The sequence below is a fragment of the Arthrobacter sp. NPDC056727 genome, from assembly GCF_042790555.1.
GTDB lineage: Bacteria > Actinomycetota > Actinomycetes > Actinomycetales > Micrococcaceae > Arthrobacter.
Genome location: NZ_JBHTZA010000001.1, coordinates 36,383 through 54,261, shown reverse-complemented (window position 1 = coordinate 54,261; position 17,879 = coordinate 36,383). Strand labels below are relative to the sequence as shown.

The 17,879-nt window shown below is 65.2% G+C and carries 17 protein-coding genes and 1 pseudogene; 14 read left to right on the top strand and 4 right to left on the bottom strand.

Annotation, left to right across the window (positions count from 1 at the left end):
* Positions 1 to 99: 99 nt before the first annotated feature.
* From ACFRAH_RS00240 to ACFRAH_RS00225, 4 genes and pseudogenes are all read right to left on the bottom strand, one after another.
* Positions 100 to 816 carry a FadR/GntR family transcriptional regulator gene (locus tag ACFRAH_RS00240; RefSeq protein ID WP_377988791.1) on the bottom strand — a complete coding sequence of 239 codons (717 nt, stop codon included), beginning with the start codon at positions 814 to 816 and terminating at the stop codon, positions 100 to 102.
* A 122-nt stretch (positions 817 to 938) separates the two neighbouring features.
* Positions 939 to 1,607 (bottom strand): isochorismatase family protein, encoded by a 669-nt coding sequence (locus tag ACFRAH_RS00235; protein WP_377988789.1) that lies wholly within the window; start codon positions 1,605 to 1,607, stop codon positions 939 to 941.
* Between the two features lie 812 nt (positions 1,608 to 2,419).
* Positions 2,420 to 2,656 (bottom strand): annotated as a pseudogene (locus ACFRAH_RS00230) (transposase); the annotation flags it as partial.
* A 506-nt stretch (positions 2,657 to 3,162) separates the two neighbouring features.
* A complete protein-coding gene (locus ACFRAH_RS00225; protein ID WP_377952565.1) occupies positions 3,163 to 3,852 on the bottom strand; it encodes a GntR family transcriptional regulator in 690 nt (229 codons plus the stop codon).
* Positions 3,853 to 3,978: 126 nt separating this feature from the next.
* Between ACFRAH_RS00225 and ACFRAH_RS00220 the strand changes: the two genes are divergently transcribed.
* The 14 genes from ACFRAH_RS00220 (at position 3,979) to ACFRAH_RS00155 (ending at position 17,865) form a co-directional block, all read left to right on the top strand.
* On the top strand, positions 3,979 to 4,389 hold the full coding sequence (locus tag ACFRAH_RS00220) for a PaaI family thioesterase (protein WP_377988787.1): 411 nt from the start codon (positions 3,979 to 3,981) through the stop codon (positions 4,387 to 4,389).
* 160 nt (positions 4,390 to 4,549) lie between these two features.
* On the top strand, positions 4,550 to 5,278 hold the full coding sequence (locus ACFRAH_RS00215; protein WP_377988785.1) for an ABC transporter permease: 729 nt from the start codon (positions 4,550 to 4,552) through the stop codon (positions 5,276 to 5,278).
* Positions 5,275 to 6,054 carry an ABC transporter permease gene (locus tag ACFRAH_RS00210; protein ID WP_377988784.1) on the top strand — a complete coding sequence of 260 codons (780 nt, stop codon included), beginning with the start codon at positions 5,275 to 5,277 and terminating at the stop codon, positions 6,052 to 6,054. Before ACFRAH_RS00215 ends, ACFRAH_RS00210 begins: the two co-directional genes overlap by 4 nt.
* Positions 6,051 to 6,857 carry an ABC transporter ATP-binding protein gene (locus ACFRAH_RS00205; protein WP_377988782.1) on the top strand — a complete coding sequence of 269 codons (807 nt, stop codon included), beginning with the start codon at positions 6,051 to 6,053 and terminating at the stop codon, positions 6,855 to 6,857. The genes ACFRAH_RS00210 and ACFRAH_RS00205 overlap by 4 nt, the downstream gene beginning before the upstream one ends.
* A 47-nt stretch (positions 6,858 to 6,904) precedes the next feature.
* Complete coding sequence (locus ACFRAH_RS00200) at positions 6,905 to 7,885, top strand: ABC transporter substrate-binding protein (protein WP_377988781.1); 981 nt, start codon at positions 6,905 to 6,907, stop codon at positions 7,883 to 7,885.
* Positions 7,886 to 7,927: 42 nt separating this feature from the next.
* The gene (locus ACFRAH_RS00195; protein ID WP_377988779.1) at positions 7,928 to 8,800 is read left to right on the top strand and encodes an FAD binding domain-containing protein; all 873 of its coding nucleotides are present in this window, start codon (positions 7,928 to 7,930) and stop codon (positions 8,798 to 8,800) included.
* Positions 8,797 to 11,133 (top strand): xanthine dehydrogenase family protein molybdopterin-binding subunit, encoded by a 2,337-nt coding sequence (locus tag ACFRAH_RS00190; RefSeq protein ID WP_377988777.1) that lies wholly within the window; start codon positions 8,797 to 8,799, stop codon positions 11,131 to 11,133. The genes ACFRAH_RS00195 and ACFRAH_RS00190 overlap by 4 nt, the downstream gene beginning before the upstream one ends.
* Positions 11,130 to 11,636, top strand: coding sequence for a (2Fe-2S)-binding protein (locus tag ACFRAH_RS00185; RefSeq protein WP_377988775.1), 507 nt, complete (start codon positions 11,130 to 11,132; stop codon positions 11,634 to 11,636). Before ACFRAH_RS00190 ends, ACFRAH_RS00185 begins: the two co-directional genes overlap by 4 nt.
* An 18-nt stretch (positions 11,637 to 11,654) precedes the next feature.
* Entirely contained in the window at positions 11,655 to 12,593 is a 939-nt protein-coding gene (locus tag ACFRAH_RS00180) for a polysaccharide deacetylase family protein (RefSeq protein ID WP_377988774.1), read from the top strand.
* Positions 12,590 to 13,537 (top strand): hypothetical protein, encoded by a 948-nt coding sequence (locus tag ACFRAH_RS00175; protein WP_377988772.1) that lies wholly within the window; start codon positions 12,590 to 12,592, stop codon positions 13,535 to 13,537. The genes ACFRAH_RS00180 and ACFRAH_RS00175 overlap by 4 nt, the downstream gene beginning before the upstream one ends.
* A complete protein-coding gene (locus tag ACFRAH_RS00170) occupies positions 13,534 to 14,529 on the top strand; it encodes an asparaginase (RefSeq protein WP_377988771.1) in 996 nt (331 codons plus the stop codon). The genes ACFRAH_RS00175 and ACFRAH_RS00170 overlap by 4 nt, the downstream gene beginning before the upstream one ends.
* A 51-nt stretch (positions 14,530 to 14,580) precedes the next feature.
* Positions 14,581 to 15,174, top strand: a complete 594-nt coding sequence (locus ACFRAH_RS00165; protein ID WP_377988769.1) for an SRPBCC family protein — start codon at positions 14,581 to 14,583, stop codon at positions 15,172 to 15,174.
* A gap of 37 nt (positions 15,175 to 15,211) precedes the next feature.
* Positions 15,212 to 16,867, top strand: a complete 1,656-nt coding sequence (locus ACFRAH_RS00160) for a class I adenylate-forming enzyme family protein (RefSeq protein WP_377988767.1) — start codon at positions 15,212 to 15,214, stop codon at positions 16,865 to 16,867.
* On the top strand, positions 16,864 to 17,865 hold the full coding sequence (locus ACFRAH_RS00155; protein ID WP_377988766.1) for an NADPH:quinone oxidoreductase family protein: 1,002 nt from the start codon (positions 16,864 to 16,866) through the stop codon (positions 17,863 to 17,865). Before ACFRAH_RS00160 ends, ACFRAH_RS00155 begins: the two co-directional genes overlap by 4 nt.
* The last annotated feature ends 14 nt before the right edge of the window (positions 17,866 to 17,879 follow it).

Below are 17,879 nucleotides of genomic sequence, written 5' to 3'. Positions count from 1 at the left end.
GGCTCAAGCGCTGTCAGGTAGCGGTGGGGTGGCGCCCCGCAATGCGGGCATGGCAACGAAGCCGGCTTTATGGCCGGCCCGGAGCCCTATGGGCCTGGCCTAGGAGCTGGGAAGAACGCGGGCCGCAGTCCGCTTGAGGTGCTCAGTCATCAGCCTGACTGCCGCGTCGACGTCGCGGGCCTGGATGGCCTCGGCGAGCTTGCGGTGCTCTGCCACGCCTTGTTCACCCATGGGTGCGGCAGTGTGCGACTCTTCGAGGGACATCCGCATGGGGCCGTTGAAGCTTTGCATCATCATCTCAATGGCCGGGTTGTGCGTGCATTGGGCAATGCGCGTGTGGAAGGCGGCAGAAAGTTCAATGTTGTACTGGCCGGCCTTCACGGCTTCCTCGGACTCCTCGACCATGGCGAAGAGGGCAGCGATGTCTTCCTCCGTTGCCCTCTCGACCGCCAAGGGAAGGGTGCCGAGCTCGACGATGAACCGGGCTTCGGTCACGTCGTGCGCCGAGACCGGCGCGAGCGAGATGAGGTCCGCGAGGCCCACGCCGAGCCGCTCGGCCGAAGGACTTGTCAGGAAGGCGCCGCCATGGGAGCCGACCCTGATGGTCAGCAGCCCTGTGGTCTCAAGAACCCGCAAGGCCTCACGGACCGTCACGCGGCTGACGTTGAACCTCTGGCAGAGTTCGCGTTCGCTGGGCAGGCGATCGCCCGACTGCAACTTGCCCGCGCGGATGAGCATCTTGATTTGGTCCACGATGACCTGCGATGCCCGGTCAACGTTGACAGGGACGAACAAATCCTCGGTACTGGTAGCCATTTGTCCCCCTGTCGACCGTCAATCAGACGGTTCGCCGAGTGCGATAAAAAGTAAGCCGGCCCTTCCGCCCATGCGCGGTAAGACAGCAGACAAATCATACCGCAATGGCCTAATGGATGGACTCATGCAGGGACAGCGTATGCGTCCCTGATCTCCTTGGCGGTGGCGACGTGCCCATACTTGGCATTCATCTCAAAGAGACTAACGTCATGGCTCAGCTTCGCCCGGTCAAAGACCCCCTCTTCCGCGACCACGACGGGCCAGCCGTGCGAGTGCCCGTCCACCACGGAGGCACGGACACAACCGGAAGTAGTGCAGCCGGTGACGATCAGGCTGTCCACCCCTTCCTTCACCAGCAGCGCGGCCAGCGGGGTGCCAAAGAAGGCACTGGCGCGCGACTTGGCGATGACCGCCTCGCCGGCCAGGGGCGCAATCTCGTCAGGGACCTCCGCAATCTCCGACCGGCCGGCCTCCCGCTCGTCAACAGAGCGCGTCAACGCGCCGCCCAGGATCCCCGAGTCCCCCACCGTGTAGATAACCGGAAAGTCCCGCTCGCGGGCCCACGCAAGCAGGTCCTTGATGTGCGCCAGGGCGGACCAGCCTGCCGGCCCGCAGCTGAGCGGACGGTCTGCAATCGACTCCTCCAAGGACAGCCCACGCTCCCCAAGGAACGAAGTAACCACGTCAATGATCAGGAGTGCAGGCCGCCGGCCCGGAACAACGGGGCGTTCCGCCGTGGCACCGAATGCTTTGTAGGCTTCGCCGGACATGACATTTCGCCAAGATTCCATTTTCTTTCCTAACGCTTGTAATCGATTTGGTGCGCACGGTCGCCAAGCACGGGCTACGGGGCCGGGTAGCTCGGTTGGTAGTGGCGTGCGATTTCGTCACTCGTAGTCAGCCAGACAGCCGGCTGGCTGGCAATAAAGCCCAGGATCAAATCCAGGTACTTTGTCCTGTGCTGCTGGCCAATAAACGTGACATCAATCATACCATCTTTTGGTTAGACCTTTGCGATTCGAGAGGCCAGTCAAGCCACTGTTGGTCGCCGCGAAAGAAGCCCAAAGAAACGACAACTAAGTCCCACCCTTGTGGCGGGACCGCGGACATGAGCCGCATGGGTTTGTCATGAAAGCCCGAAGGCCGGTACTGGGCCTAACGGGGTCCTGGGGTTCCTGCTGCTGTCCGAATTGAGCGCCCGCACACGCGACCGACGGAACGGGCGGTCTTACGGCATCGTCACCCCGCACGACATGCTCGAGGACTCGTCTGCCAGATCCGCGACAACAGCCGGGGGTCCAGGACAACCACGCCCAGGGCCTAGGAAAACCACGGCTGACGCGGACCCAAACTATATCCACCCGCGTCAGCCTGACCCCTCAGCCGAGGCCACAAGACATCCACCTTGCCACCGGCAGGCGAGACGTCCTGAACCGCCCCCCGGCCGTCGCGGCGGCCTGCCCCGTTACCCCCCCCCCCCCCCCCCCCGGCGACCATCCCCTAAAACTGCCCGTCGGGACAGACTGCACGCGGGTCCGTAACAGATCTCCAGCTGGTTATAACGACCTCAACGGTTGGCGACCCGGCGGCCCATGTAGCGTTAGATACAGTCCCGGATTTCCTTGTCCGTAAGACCTTCCCGGCGTCGTTTTTCCACGTACTCTCGGGTTTCGGCATCGTGGGTCATCTTCGTTACCGCGACTATGCCAAATGCGCCTTTCAGCGCCCTGCCGCCGCCTCAGTTGCAGCCAATCCCTGACCGTGTTGCAGGAAGGGGCTGGGACAGATTCACGCCAGCCAATGAGGCAAAAGCGGCCTCGTTGCGAACTCTTCCTTGGTGCGGCCGAGGTGTGATTTCATTGTCCTCCTCCGACCTGGCGCTCAGAGGTGGTCTGGTGGGGTAGGCAGTGGGCGGCCAAGAGTTTTAGGTCCTGCGATGTGTCGATGTCCAGCCCTGCTCCGATATCGCTGCAATCCGCATACGTAAGTATTTGCGGATGCAACCGAATGAACTTGCGGGCTCCAACATCGCCACTTGCCATGGCGGCTGCCTTCTGCGCTAGGACAGGGTCCATGTGGACCGGATGCCCTGGCTGACGGGAGAATACAGGGACGGTGCTTCGTCTCCAGCGGTGGTGGCCGCTCAGCCTAGGTCCAACCCCTAAACGGCGGCCCTGGCCGGCGGCGAGGATCGGTCCGGACAAGGGACCGGCCTCTCCCACTAAGCCTCCAGCCCTTCATACCTGCCCGGGATTCAGTGCACACCGCTGTCGCCGGGGAGTACGCTCTCACAAACTTGTACCTTGGTTTTAGCTTGGTTAGCTTCCCTCCCGGAGCACTCGGGCCCTATTCCGGCGCCCCACTGGTCCAGAGCTTGAGACGAATGTTGCGCGACTCGGTGAAGTGCTCGGCTGCGCGCTCAGCGGCCACATCGCCCTCGCGTGCCTCGATGGCGTCAAGAAGGGCACTGTGCTGATCGTTCGCCCGTTCCCAACGACCCGGGTATGACAGCGTCGTCGCTGGATACCGGCCCAGATGAAGGCTCAACCGGTCCAGCAAATCCATGAGCGAGCGGTTATGGCTTGCTCGCCAAACAGAACGGTGGAAACGGTCGTTCGCCTCTACCATGGCCTGCGGATCGCTGTTGTCCATCGCCTTCATGTGCTCCGCCAGCTCGCGCATCTGAAGCAGATCATGGAAGGTGCGCCGTTCGGCTGCCACCCTCGCGACCGTCGCCTCCAGCGCAATGCGAGTCTCGTACAGATCGAGCACGTCCTCGGGGCTGTCGTCCCGCACCATAAGACCCCGGTCGGTCCGTACCACAATTCCATCTTGTTCCAAGCGCGTGAGGGCCTCCCGGATTGGGGTGCGGCTAACCTCACACCATTCGGCAAGCGCCGTCTCGATCATCAGTTCGCCGGGCTTGAAATCCCCGGAGACGATTGCCTGCTTGATTCGCTCGTAGGCACTGCGGCGACGGTCCAGGATGGGCTTTTGGCCCTGGCCTGAAGCGGCTGCCCGTGGTCTGGCTGCCATGAGGATCTCCCCGTTGGGTTGTCTATTAACGATGGAAAGCCATGCCCAAGGCATGACCAGACACACGCCTGTGCCTTCTGTGTACAGTAGTATCCATTTTCACCCAACACAAGGAGGAGTGTGTTCATGGAACGTGTCACCCCGGACAGCGGCGCCCTCGCCGTCCTCGGCATCAAGCTCACCGACTGGGGCCCGGCCTTCGCGGACGCGGAGATGCTGGTCGGCGCCGAGAACCTCAACCAGCAAGGAAGCGTCCAGGGCGGGGTTTACGCCGTGTTCGCCGACGCGGCCGCCGGCTGGGCGACGGAAGCGGCACTCGGTTCGCCCCGCTACGTGACCATGGACTATTCGTGCAATCTCTTGGGCGCCGCGGGCGAAGGTGACCTGCTCCGCGCACGCGCCTCGCTGGTGCACCGTGGCCGGCGCACGGTGGTGGTGAACGTCGAGGTGGACAGGCTCCGGGACTCCGCCGAACCGCGCCGGGTGGCGTGGTTTACCTGCACGCAACTGGTATTTGAAGGTCCCCCGGCGCAGTAGGCGCGCGGCGCAAGGGGCCTGCATTCACATAAAAAATTTTTCGAAAAACCCCTGCATTATTCGGCATCCATGTGTATACAGTTTCCGCATGAGAACTTCGGAAAGCATGTTGGGCCGGTTAAAAACAGCCGCCCGTACAGCCAGTTGGCCGGGTATCGTCATGGCGTTGGCAATCTGGGAAATAGCCCCCCGCCTTGAGCTGGTGCCCTCCAACTTCGTGCCGCCGGCGTCCCACGTCCTGGCAGAGTTCGTCGCGATGCTCGTTACGGCACCGTTCTGGGCAGACGTCCAATCAACAATGCTCGCCTGGGGCGTCGGCCTGGCAATCGCCATGGTTGCCGCCGTCGCCGCAGGCATCCTGATCGGCAGTAACGTCTACGCCTACCGCGCCACCCGATTCCTGATCGAGTTCCTGCGCCCCATACCCGCCGTCGCATTGATTCCCCTGGCCGTCCTGATCTTCGGCATCACTACCGATATGAAGGTCTTCCTGGTGGTCTTTGCGACGTTCTGGCCCATCCTGTTCCAAGCCGTCTACGGCGTGAGGGAAACGGATTCGGTGGCCCGTGACACCGCCCGCTCCTTTGGTTTCACCCGCGCCGAGGTCTTCTGGCATGTCACCCTGCCCAGCGCCGCACCGTCCATAGCGACGGGCATCCGGCTCGCTTCGGCCCTGGCGATCGTGATCGCCGTGACGGCCGAACTCATCGCCGGCGGACCCGGCCTGGGCACGGCGATCCTGTCAGCCCAGAGTGCGGGATCGAACGTGCGCATGTATGCGCTGATCTTCGCTGCCGGCCTACTGAGCTACATCACGGGATTCCTGATCGTCACACTTGAACGCCGGCTACTGCGCTGGCACCCGAGCCACCGGGAGGCAGTTGTATGAAAACGCGCAAGCCGGGCCTGCTCGGCCTCGAAATACTCACCACGGTGGCGGTGCTTGGAGCGTGGTACGTCCTGTCCGCCGGGTCCAAGTCCCTGTACTTCCCGCCCCTGTCCGCCATTTTGGACAGCTTCCGTGCGGTGTGGGTGGGCCAGGGCTTCTTTGAACACGTGGTTCCCAGCCTGAGCCGGATGTTGGCGGGCTACCTCCTGGCAGCCGTGGCCGGCATCGCTGTCGGCCTCGCAATCGGCATGTCCTCCTGGGCTCGCCGGTTGCTGGCTCCCGGCATTGATTTCCTGCGCGCCCTGCCCGCTGTCGTGCTGGTGCCGTTCGGACTCATTGCCTTCGGCGTAGGCGCTCCGATGCAGATCTTCGTCATTGCGCTCGGATGCTCCTTCCCCATCATCCTCAACACCGCAGCGGGCGCAGCCTCCGTGGAACCGGTCCTGCACGACGTTTCCCGCAGCTTCCAGTTCTCCCGGGCAGAACGGCTCTTCCGGGTAGTCATGCCCGCTGCTGCGCCGAGCATCTTCGCCGGACTCCGGGCCAGCCTCGCACTGGCGCTCATCCTCATGGTGGTCGCCGAGATGGTGGGCAGCACCAACGGGATCGGCTATTCGATCCTGCAGTCGCAGCGGATGTTCGTCATCACCGACATGTGGGCCGGACTGCTCATGCTGGGCATCGTCGGCTACGTCGTCAACCTAATTTTCCTCGGTGTCGAGCATTTCGCCCTGCAATGGCACCACGGCCTGAAAGCGAGCACACGAGACGCATGACAGCTATTCACGAAACCACCACCGGGCAGGAACAAACCACCATGCTCATCAACGTCAAGAACCTGCAAAAGACCTACGGCTCCGGAAGTACCGCGCATGTGGCGGTGCGGGACGTAAGCTTCGAGGCCGCCGTCGGCGAATTTGTTTGCGTCGTCGGCCCCTCGGGCTGCGGCAAGACCACCTTGCTGCGGTGCCTGTCGGGACTCATGCCGCCCACGGGCGGAGCGGTAAACCTGCACGGCAAGCCCATCAGCGGACCGCCGCGGGAGATGGGCCTGGTGTTCCAGGAATACAACCGTTCGCTGTTCCCGTGGATGTCCGTACGCCGCAACGTCGAACTGCCGCTGCGCAAGCTCTTCCGCGGAGCCGAGCGTGCCGCGGCCGTCCAGGAAGCCCTGACCGCCGTCGGCTTGCAAGGCCACGAGGACAAGTACCCCTGGCAGCTTTCCGGTGGCATGCAGCAGCGTGTGGCGATCGCACGCGCGATCGCTTACCGGCCCGAGATCCTCCTCATGGACGAGCCGTTCGCCTCCGTCGATGCGCAGACCCGCATCGAACTTGAGGACCTGCTGCTCGACCTGAAGGCCAAGTACGGGATCACCATCGTCTTCGTCACGCATGACATCGACGAAGCGGTTTACCTCGCGGACCGCATCGTGGTCCTGAGCGAACCGCCGTGCGTAGTCCGGGAATACCTGAATGTCCCCTTGCCCCGGCCCCGCAGCCAGACCGAAACCAAAGCGTTGCCCGAATACAGCCGGCTGCGCAACCACGTCTACAACCAAATCGTCGGGGAACACTAGCGCCGGCGTCCCGGCATCCCCCCAACACCGTTAGAGAGGCTACACAGATGAAAAAACGACTTGCGCTCACGGCCGCGCTGGGGGCGGCCTCCCTGTTCCTCGCCGGTTGCGGCGGCCCGGCTGCCTCCGACGGCGGAAGCAAAGGGAGCGGTGCCCTCGCCGACATTACTGTCGGAACGCTGCCGATCGTTACGAACACGGTCCTCGCCTTGGGCGTCGAAAAGGGCTTCTTCAAGGAAGAAGGGCTCAACGTCAAGCTCGCCAGCGCCCAAGGCGGCGCCGCACTCGTGCCTGCAGTAGTCAGCGGCCAGTATGACTTCGCCTTTTCGAACAACGTGTCCCTGCTGACGGCGCGCGCCCGTGGCTTGCCCATCAAGATCGTGGCCGCGGCCAGCAGTGCCGGGACCAACCCCACCCCGCCGGATGAAGCCATCGTTGCCGGACCGAAAAGCACCGCCAAATCCCTCGCCGAGCTGAACGGCAGCACAGTCGCCGTCAACGGCCTGAAGAACATGGTGGAAGTCGCCGACCGGGTCGCACTCGAGAAAGCGGGTGTCGACGTCGGAAGCGTCAAATTCGTCGAAGTCGGCTTCCCGGACATGCCTGCGGCGCTCGCCAGCGGACGAATCGACGTCGCCCATGTCGCCGAGCCCTTCCTGAGCCAGGCCGTCAAAGGCGGGGCGCGCATCCTCTCGGCGCCCTACCGCGAGGTCCTGCCCGACGTCTTCATGTCTTCATGGTTCACGAGCGAGAAGGTGATCGCCGAGAAGCCCGACAGGGTGGCCGCATTCCAGCGCGCGCTGGAAAAGTCCCGGGCCTACGCCGTCCAGCACACTGACGAGGTCCGTGCCTATATGCCCACGTTCCTCAAGATGGACGCCACGGTGGCCAAGGAAATCGCCATGGGCAACTGGCCCGCAGGGATGCCGAGCAACGCTTCGCTGCAGGCCTGGTATGACGCCTGCGTCAAGTACGGCATCTTCGCCAAGGACGCCCTCAAGAACCCCACCGACATCCTGGCGCGCTGACCAGATGGCGAAACACCCAAACTCAGACGAAAGGGAACCGGCATGCAGGTCCTGAGACCGACGAGCGTCACCGAGGCGTTGGCACTGCTTGACGCCTCGGACGAAGACGCGAAAATCATCTCCGGCGGCACGGCCCTCATGCTCATGCTCCGCAACGGCTTGGTGTTCCCCAGCGGGCTCATCGCACTCGATCGCATCGAGGGCCTGGACTACATCAAGGCCGACGACGCCGAGATCCGCATCGGCGCGCTCACGACCCTCAGGACGATGGAGCGCTCGGCCGAGTTGCAGGCGCTGCTGCCGACCCTCACCCAGGCGCTGGGCATGGTGGCCAACCATCGTGTACGCAACCGGGCGACGATCGCCGGCAATGTTTGCGAGGCGGACTACGCCTCCGACCCACCCTCCATCCTGACAACCCTCGGCTGCCAGGTGCGCGTCGAGGGCCCGGAGGGCGAACGGCTGATTCCCCTGCCCGAGCTGCTGGTGGACTACTACGAGACAAGCCTCGAGCACAACGAACTTGCAGTGGAGGTCATCATCCCCACGCCGGTGGCCGGCACCCGGACCAACTACCTCAAGTACGTCAGCCGTTCCTCCGAGGACCGGCCGTGCGTCGGCGTCGCCGCCTCGCTCTCAACCGGCGACGACGGCCTGTGCCGCCGCGTCAACGTCCAGATCGCCGGTGCCACGGCAACGCCCTTCAGTATCCCTTCCGTCCTCAAGGAATGCGAGGGAGCGGAACCGAGCAAGGAAACCTGGGAGCACATCGCACGGTCCTACGCCGAGGCTATCGAGCCGATCGACGACGTGCGGGGCTCGGCGGCCTACCGCAGGCGCGTCACCCGAGTCCTGGTCGAGCGGGCGCTGCGCGAGATGAACGACGACTATGTGAACGGAGCGACGAAGCTGTGACCAATCACGCTGCGATCAATGAAGCGGGGGCTGTCCGGGTTGCGCCTGGTTCCAGTATCGGTACCCCGATCAACATGTATGAAGCCCGTGACCGCGTGGACGGAAGCATCAACTTCGCGCTCAACGCCGAAGTACCCGGAATGGTCCACGCGGCCATCCTGCGGAGCACGGTGCCGCACGCCGAAATCCTCTCCATCGACGTTTCGGCAGCGGAGGCACTGGACGGGGTCGTTGCCGTGCTCACGGCGGCAGACTTCGACGCACCCGGAGCCCCCCTCCGCCATTTCGGGCCGGTCATCAACGATCAACCCGTTGTCTGCGGCCGCAAAGTCCGCTTTGTCGGGGACCCGGTTGCCGCCGTCGTCGCCGAGACCGCGGAGCTCGCGCAGGCAGCCATTGCACTCATTGAAGTGGAATACGACGAGCTCCCCGTCGTGGCCTCAATAGACGACGCACTCGCCGCCGACGCAGTGCTCGTGCACGACACTCCCCCGCGTCCGAATGAACGCAGCTATTCGGACATCAAACTCCTGGGGCGCGGTGGAAACGTCTGCACGAAGTTCCAAGTGCGTCGCGGAGATGTGGACAAGGCCTTCGCCGAAGCGGACGTGATCGTCGAGGACGTCTACTACAGCCCCGCCGTCGACCACGTCACGATGGAGCCGCACGTGGTGTTGGCGACGTTCGCCCACGGGAAGCTGGACGTCCTCACCAGCAGCCAGGCGCCCTTCGCCGTCCGCGACACGCTCTGCGAGATGTTCCGGCTTCCGAGCTCCAAGGTCCGGGTGACCGTACCGCCCATCGGAGGCGGGTACGGAGGCAAGACCTACGCGAAGCTGGAGCCGATCACCGCCGCCCTGGCCTGGAAATGCCGCCGGCCGGTGAAGCTCGTCCTCTCCCGGGAGGAGGAGTTCTCCGCCACCACCACCAAGCACGCAGCACAGATCCACATGCGCTCGGCCGTGATGAACGACGGAAGCATCATCGGCCGCGACGTCGTTGTCTACTTCAACGGCGGAGCCTATGCCGACATCAGCCCCCGGCTCATCAAGAACGGCGGCTACAGCACCGTGGGCCCCTACCGCATCCCCAACGTGCGTATCGACTCATACGCGCTGTACACGAACCAGGTGCCGGCAGGTGCCTACCGCGGCTACGGCGTCTCCCAGGCCGCGTGGGGATACGAAAGCCAGATGGATCAGATCGCCGCGGCCCTGGGCATGGATCCGGTTGAGTTGCGGCACAGGAACCTGCTCCGTCCCGGCGACGAATTCGCCACGGGTGAGGTCATGACCGAGGCAAGCTACGCTGAACTCCTCGACATGGCGGCGGAAGCCATTTCCTGGAAAGAGGGCGTTCGCGAGGTCGTTTCTCCCGACCGGGTCCGTGCCAAGGGCATCGCGGTCATCCTGAAGTCGACCATCACGCCTTCCACAACCCATGCCTCGGTTCGGCTCGACGCCGATGGATCCGTCCAGGTGCTCGCCTCCGCCATCGAAATGGGCCAAGGAGCCCACACGGTGCTGGCCCAGTTCGCCGCCCAGGCGCTGGAAGTGGACGTCAACCGCGTCAACGTGGCCACCCCGGACACCGCATACACCCCGTACGACCAGACCACGAGTTCCAGCCGCACCACCCGGGCGATGGGCGGGGCCGTGACGAAGGCCGCCCACGAGGTCCGCGACAAGCTCATTGCACGCGCCGCCCCGATTCTTGGCTTCACCGGGGACAAGCTGCGGCTTCGCAATGGACGCGTCGAAGTCATCGACGTGCCGGAAACCAGCCTGAGCATCCAAGAGGTTTTCCACGAGACCCGGACCGGCAGCATCCAGGGCGAGGGTGAGGTGCTCACCTCCGGCGGTCTTGACCCCGAGACGGGTCAGGGCCTGGCCAGCGACCACCGGCACCAGGGAAGCGCCGCCGTCGAGCTGGAGGTGGATCTTGGCACCGGAAAGATCTACCTTGAGCACATCTACGCCGCCGCGCATGCCGGCAGGGTGATCAACCCGAAGCTCGCGAGGCTGCAGATGCACGGCAGCATCGTCTTCGGCATCGGCCACGCCCTGTACGAGGAGCTGATTTTCGAGGACGGCTTCGTGACCAACCCAAACCTCTCCGATTACGCGATTACGACCATGGGCGACATGCCGCGCAAGCTGGAGATCGCACTGTTGGAGGACGACGGCGAGGCCACCGTGCATGGTCTCGGCGAGACCGTGCTCCCGCCGGTCATCGCGGCAATCGGCAACGCCGTCGCGAACGCAACCGGTCACCGCGTGCGCCGGCTCCCCATCACACCGGAACGAGTGATCGACGCCATGGAGGCACGATGAATGAAATGAACGACGAAATCACGGTCACGTGCCGGATCAATGGCGGAGAGGCCACGCTGCAAGGCGACCCAGCCGGGTCTACCGTCTCGGCCCTGCGCGCCCGCGGCCTATACGGAGTGCGGGAAACCTGCGGCCTCGGGGTCTGCGGCACCTGCACGGTACTGCTTGACGGCGAGCCTGTGAGCAGCTGCATCGTGCCGCTCTATGCCTTGGACGGACGAAACGTCCAGACAGTGGAAGGCGCGGCCAACGGGGAAGAACTCAGTGACCTGCAAAAGCAGTTCATCGAGTCCCAGGCCTTCCAGTGTTCCTTCTGCACACCGGGATTCCTCGCCAGCGCCCAAGCACTGCTTGACCAGACCGAGGGCGAGCTCAGCTGGCAGGAAGTCGAGGAGGGGCTGCAGGGACACCTGTGCCGCTGCGGTTCCTACGAGGCGATCAATGAGGCCGTCCGCACGTGCAGCCGCAACCGAAACTGCGCCGCCGACTGTGCCGCGTCCTGAACGGAAGGAGGATCAGCCTTGACCTGGGACCATGAGCGGCCGTTCGCTCCGATCCATGACCGCTTGCCTTACGACGCGATAGTCGACCGCCCGGCTCCGCTGTGGCCGGGCGGTGCTCGGCTCGCTGTATGGGTTGTGCCCAACATCGAGCATTACGAGTACCTTCCGCCGGACCAGGCCGTGGACCCCTATCCGCGCACGCCCCACCCGGACGTGCGGAAGTACAGCTACCACGATTACGGCAACCGGGTGGGCTTTTGGCGGATGCTGGAAGTCCTGGACCACCACGGGATCCCGTGCACCACGTCCCTCAACGTGGCAGTGCTTGACCACTATCCGGAGATAGGCCAAGCCATGGCCGAACGCGGTTGGGACCACATGAGCCACGGGCTCTACAACACCCGGTACCTGACCGGCCTGGACGAACCTGCAGAAAGGGCCTTCCTGGAGGAGTGCAACTCGGTGCTGCGAAGGCACACGGGCCGCAATTTCTCCGGGATGCTCGGGCCGAACATCACCGGCAATGCGTGGACGCCGGACCTGATGGCCGAACTTGGCATGACGTTCCACGCGGACTGGGTGCACGACGAACGCCCCGCCCCGCTCATCACGCGTTCCGGCCAGCCGCTGGTGGCCCTGCCGTACACGTATGCCTTGAACGACGCACCCCTGCTCATGCGCTCGTGCGTGGAAGGTCCTGGGTACGCGGAGTACCTCATTGCCCAATTCGACGAGCTCTACGACCACCAGGAAAACACCGGACGCATGATGTGCCTCTCGCTCCACCCCTTTACCATCGGGCAGCCGCACCGGGCCCGCCACCTGGACCGGGTCTTTGCCCACATGCGCGCCCGCGACGACGTCTGGTTCGCCACCGGCTCGGAGATCGCCGAGCATTACTACCGGACGGCCTACCAGCAGGACCTGGAGCGGGCGACGCAGGCGGTGTGCGCATGAGCGGCTCCGAAATGAACGTCGTGCGCCGGTCCTCGCCTGCCGCAGCGGGATACGACCATCATTGGTTCCCCTACACACCGCTCCCCCAGCGGCCCGTGAAGCCCTTCGGCCAGGCAGGGCTCGCCCTCTCCGTCATCATTGACGTCCGGGCGGCCGAATGGGAAGACCCGCTGCCCGCCGTCGAGGTACCCGGGGGCCGGGGCCAAGCACCCTACCCCGACTACCCGCGCATGTCCCACCGCGAATTCGGACACAGGGCCGGACTGTTCCGCCTCGCGGGGATCCTGCGGAAAGCCGGCGTACCGTGGGCCGCGGCGGTGGATGTCCTCACTGCGGAGCACTACCCCCGGGTCTTGTCCCTACTGCAGGAGGAGGCTTCCGAAATCCTTGCCGGTGGCCTGAGTGGCAGCCGTGCCATCACCAGCCGGATGTCCGAACCGGAGGAGGAGCACTACATCGCACAGACCCTGGAGCGGTTGGAAAGCGCCTTGGGCACCCGCCCCCAGGGGTGGATGAGCCCACAAGGGTCCCAGTCCTTCCGGACTCCCGCCATCCTGGCCAGGCACGGCGTCGGTTACATGGCCGATTGGGCCAACGACGAACAGCCCTATGCGGTGACGGGCGCGGACGGACAGGCGACGGGCGCGGGCGGACTGTGGAGCCTTCCGGTGTCCTGGGAGCTCAGCGACGCGGCGTCGATGTTCGTGCGGGGCGTCGGCCCTGCCGCCTACGTGCGCGCGGTGTTCGACGCCGTCGATGTCCTGGCCGAGGACAGTAACCGCTCCCCCCGCACGCTGTGCCTGCACTTGCACCCTTGGATCAGCGGGGAGCCCTTCAGGGCGCGTGCCATCCGGGAACTCGTGGCGCAGTTGGCCTCGCACCCGGGGGTGTGGTGGGCCCCGCCCGGGGTGATTGTGGAGCGCGGCCGGAGCGCACAGCGATGAGCGGCCTTCCGCGCGTCGCCCTTATTTCCACGGGCGGCACGATCGACGCCGTCGGCGCTTCCCGGCTGGATCTGGCGTGGTACACCGAAACGAAAAACCGGCTTCCCGACGGCGAACTGCTTGCGGCCCTGCCCGAGCTCGGTACCGTCGCCGACGTCGTGCAGGTGCCTTTTGCACGCTTTCCCAGCTACGCGCTGTCCCTTGATGACTGGTCGCTGCTCGCGAGCACCGTCCAGGAGCTTGCCACGGGCGGCAGCTATGACGGGATCGTCATCACGCACGGGACGAACACCCTCGAGGAGACGGCCTTCCTCTTGAGCCTGACCGTCAGCACGCCGATCCCGGTGGTGTTCGTGGGGGCGATGCGGCCGGCCAACGGGCTGGGCAGCGACGGTGCCATCAACCTTTTCCAAGCGGTGCGCCTTGCCGCCTCGCCGAACGCCCGCGACCACGGAGTCCTGGTGATGCTCAACGACACCGTCTTCGCGGCACGCGATGCGACCAAGACGGCCACCTTCCGGGTTAACGCGTTCGCGGCCCCGGGCCTTGGGCCGCTTGGCCACGTCGACGCCGACGGGGAGGTCCGGCTTAGCCACATCCACAGCACCAACGGCGTCCCGGCCTTCGATGTGGGGGACATAGCCGGCATGCCGCGGGTTGACGTTGTGCTCTCGTATGTTGGCGCCGACGGTGCCTTGATCAAGGCCGCGGTGGCCGCGGGAGCCCAGGGCATCGTCAGTGCCGGCACCGGCGCCGGCCGCCCGACTCCGGCGGAGAGCGACGCCTTGGATGCGGCGGCGGCCGAGGGCGTGGTGGTGTGCCAAAGCACGCGCGTCCCGTCCGGGCGGGTGTCCTTGTCCCCTGCCATGAAGGCAGCGCGCCGGGTGACCACTCCCGGAATGCCCCCTTGGCAAGCGCGGATTGCGCTGGCTTTGGCACTGCAGCGCTCACGCGACGCTGATGAGATCCAGATCACTCTGGACAGCCTGTAATACCAAAAGTATGCTCATGTATGCAGCTGTATACGACCATCTAGGAGCGTTATGCAAATCGACACAGAGTTCACCGTGGCCGCCCCTCATGGGAAGGTGTGGAACTACCTACAGCGCACCGAGGAAGTCGTGGAATGCATTCCGGGTGCCGAGATCGACGAAAAGATCTCAGACGACGAGTACAAGGGCCACGTCACCGTCAAGGTAGGCCCCCTCTCCCTGACCCTCGAGGGCCTGGCCGAGATCACGGAACGCAACCATGACCAGATGATCCTGGCCATCACCGGGAAGGCCAAGGACAAGCGGGGACGCGGGGCCACTGACGCCACAGTGACAGCCCAGGTGCACCCGGCGCCGGACAACTCCACCCGCGTGGCGATCGTTTCGGACCTGCGGGTGAGCGGCAAGATCGCACAGTTCGGCCGCGGCGTCATGAAGGACGTGGCCCAGCGCATCGCGGAGGAATTCGCCCGCAACCTCGAGGCCCGCATCGCCGCGGACTCGGATCCGTCACTTGCGACGGCGGCAGCCGGGTCCGGCGCGAAGCCCGCCGAGGCGATCGGCGGCATCGGGCTCGTGGTCGGTGCGCTGACGCGCTCGGTGGGACGCGGCGTCCCGGGCCTGTTCGGCCGCGACAAGAGCTGACGCCGCCACAGCGCCCTCGGAGGAGACGACTACCACTATGACAAATCGAATGCTGACCCGCCTGGACCTGCCACAAGCGCACAGGTACTACGCAGAAGGCCACTGGCAGGACGAGACGATTTACGGACTCGCCCGGAAAGCGGCCACCCTCTACCCGGACAAGACCGCCGTCATGGAACGGTCCCGGAACATCACCTACCGCTCAATGCTCGACGCCGTGGATCGCCTCGCCGGCCACCTCGCCGACGCCGGGCTAACAAGCGGGGACCGGGTAGCCATCTGGTTGCCGAGCAGGGCCGAGGTCGCTGTCGCCCTGCTCGCCTGCTCCCGCAACGGCTACATCGCCTGCCCGGCGCTCCACCGCGACCACACCGTAGGAGACGTCCTTGCCCTCACGGAACGGATCCGGGCGAAGGCCTTCATCGGGCAGCACGGCTACGGGGCGGACAGCGACCGCGCGGACATCTTCACCCGGCTGGACGAGGTGGAGTCGGTCCGGACCCACATCCGGCTGGGGACCGCCGGGCCGGACACGGATTTGTTCCCCACGTGCCCGCCCAGGCCGGCACGCACTGCCCCGCATCCAGACCCCGATTCGATCGTGTACCTTGCGTTCACTTCAGGAACCACCGGCCTGCCCAAGGGAGTGATGCACTCGAGCAATACGCTCCTGGCACCGGTCCGGGCACTGGCGAAGGACTGGGACCTCGCTGCGGACATGGTCATCTACTCCCTCTCGCCGCTCAGCCACAACCTCGGATTCGGGGCGATGCTCCTGACCCTGACCGGTGGAGGAACGCTGGTGGCCCACGACCTCCGCCGGGGGGAAAGCGTGGCCCGCCGCATCGCATCAACGGGTGCCACGTTCGTCTTCGGCGTACCCACCCATGCGATCGACCTGCTGGCCGAACTCGAGCGCGGCGACATCGACTCGTTGCCCGAGCTGAAGGGCTTCCGGATTTCCGGCGCCGCGATTCCCACTGATGTAGCGGAGCGCTTGATCGCCTCGGGCGTGGTGCCCCAGAGCGGCTACGGCATGACTGAAGCAGGCTCCCACCACTACACGCTTCCCGACGACGGTGCCGAGCTGATAGTCGGCACGTCGGGGCGGCCGTTCGGAGGCCACGAGGCCAGGATCGTGGACCGGGAGGATCCGTCCGTTGAAGTCCCGGCGGGCACCGTAGGGCAGATCGTCGGGCGCGGACCCAGCGTCATGCTCGGCTACTTCGATGACCAAACCGCAACGGAGACGTCCTTTACTCATGACAGCTGGTTCCTGACCGGCGATCTTGGCTGGGTGGACGATGCCGGGTACATCCGGATCACCGGGCGCAAGAAGGACGTCATCATCCGCGGCGGCCACAACATCTTCCCCGCGAAAATCGAGAATCTCGCCTCGCGGTTCGAGGCCGTGGGCAAAGCCGCCGCCATCCCCGTCCGGGACAGCCGGCTCGGCGAACGGGTCTGCCTGGTGGTGACGCGTGCCGGGCTGTCCGATCCCGATCCCGAGGACCTGCTGGCGTTCCTGGACAAGGAAGGGTTGTCCAAGTACGACATGCCCGAATTCCTGCAGGTTGTGGATTCCATCCCCCTCCTGCCCTCCGGAAAGCTGGATAAGCGGAGCCTGGTGGCGCAGGTGGATTCCGGGGAAATCACCCCGACGCCCATCCGCTTCACGGCGGCCGTCCGATGAGCGCGGGCATGCGGGCGGTCCGCATCCGCGAGTTCGGCAACCTGGCCACTGCTGGCGTCGTCGATGGCGATGCGCCGGTTCCCGGCGCCGGTGAGGTCGTGATCGACGTTGAGGCGGTGCCGGTCAACTTCGTGGACCTCGTGACCATGCGGGGCGCCTACCAGTTCCGCCCGGCCCTGCCCTACACGCCCGGCAAGGGCCCTGCAGGCTATGTCAGCGCCGTGGGACCGGGGATCGAACACCTCAAGGTCGGCGACCGGGTCCTCGGCATGGCGGAGTACGGCGGCTACGCGGAGAAGTGCGTCGTTCGCGGGGACCAGGCCTATCTGCTTCCAGAGGATCTTGGCTTCGTGGACGCCGCCGCGATGTCCCTGTCGTTTGATACCGCTTGGATGGGCCTGGTGGAAAGGGGCCGGCTCGCACCCGGCGAATCCGTCCTGGTGCTCGGGGCCAGCGGGGCCGTAGGCGGAGCGGCGGTGCAGCTTGCCAAGGCGCTCGGCGCGGGCACGGTCCTGGCCGGAATCTCCGACCCCTCCCGGTTCCAGCAAGTGGCAAACTTCGGGGCGGACGACTACGTCCTGCAGTCCGGACCCAACCTGCGCGACACGCTGCGGGACCGCGTCATGGAGTTGACCGACGGGCGGGGCGTCGACGTCGTGATCGACGCAATCGGCGGTGATGCGTTCGACGGCGCCGTCCGGGCCGTGGCCTGGAGGGGCCGCCTGGTTATTGTGGGGTTCGCCGCCGGACGGATCCCCACGCTCAAGATGAACTACCCGATGCTGAAGAACATCGAGGTATCCGGCCTCCAGATCAGCGACTACCGGAAACGCGCGCCGGAACTCATGCGGGAGTGCTTCGACAGCATTTTCGGACTCTATTCCAAGGGGCTCCTGACCCCGCCGCGAAGCGAAACATTCGCGCTGGATGACTGGAGGAGGGCCGTGGAGGCACTCGCGTCCAAATCCACGAGGGCGCGGCTGGTCCTGACTCCCTGAGCCACAGGCCACCT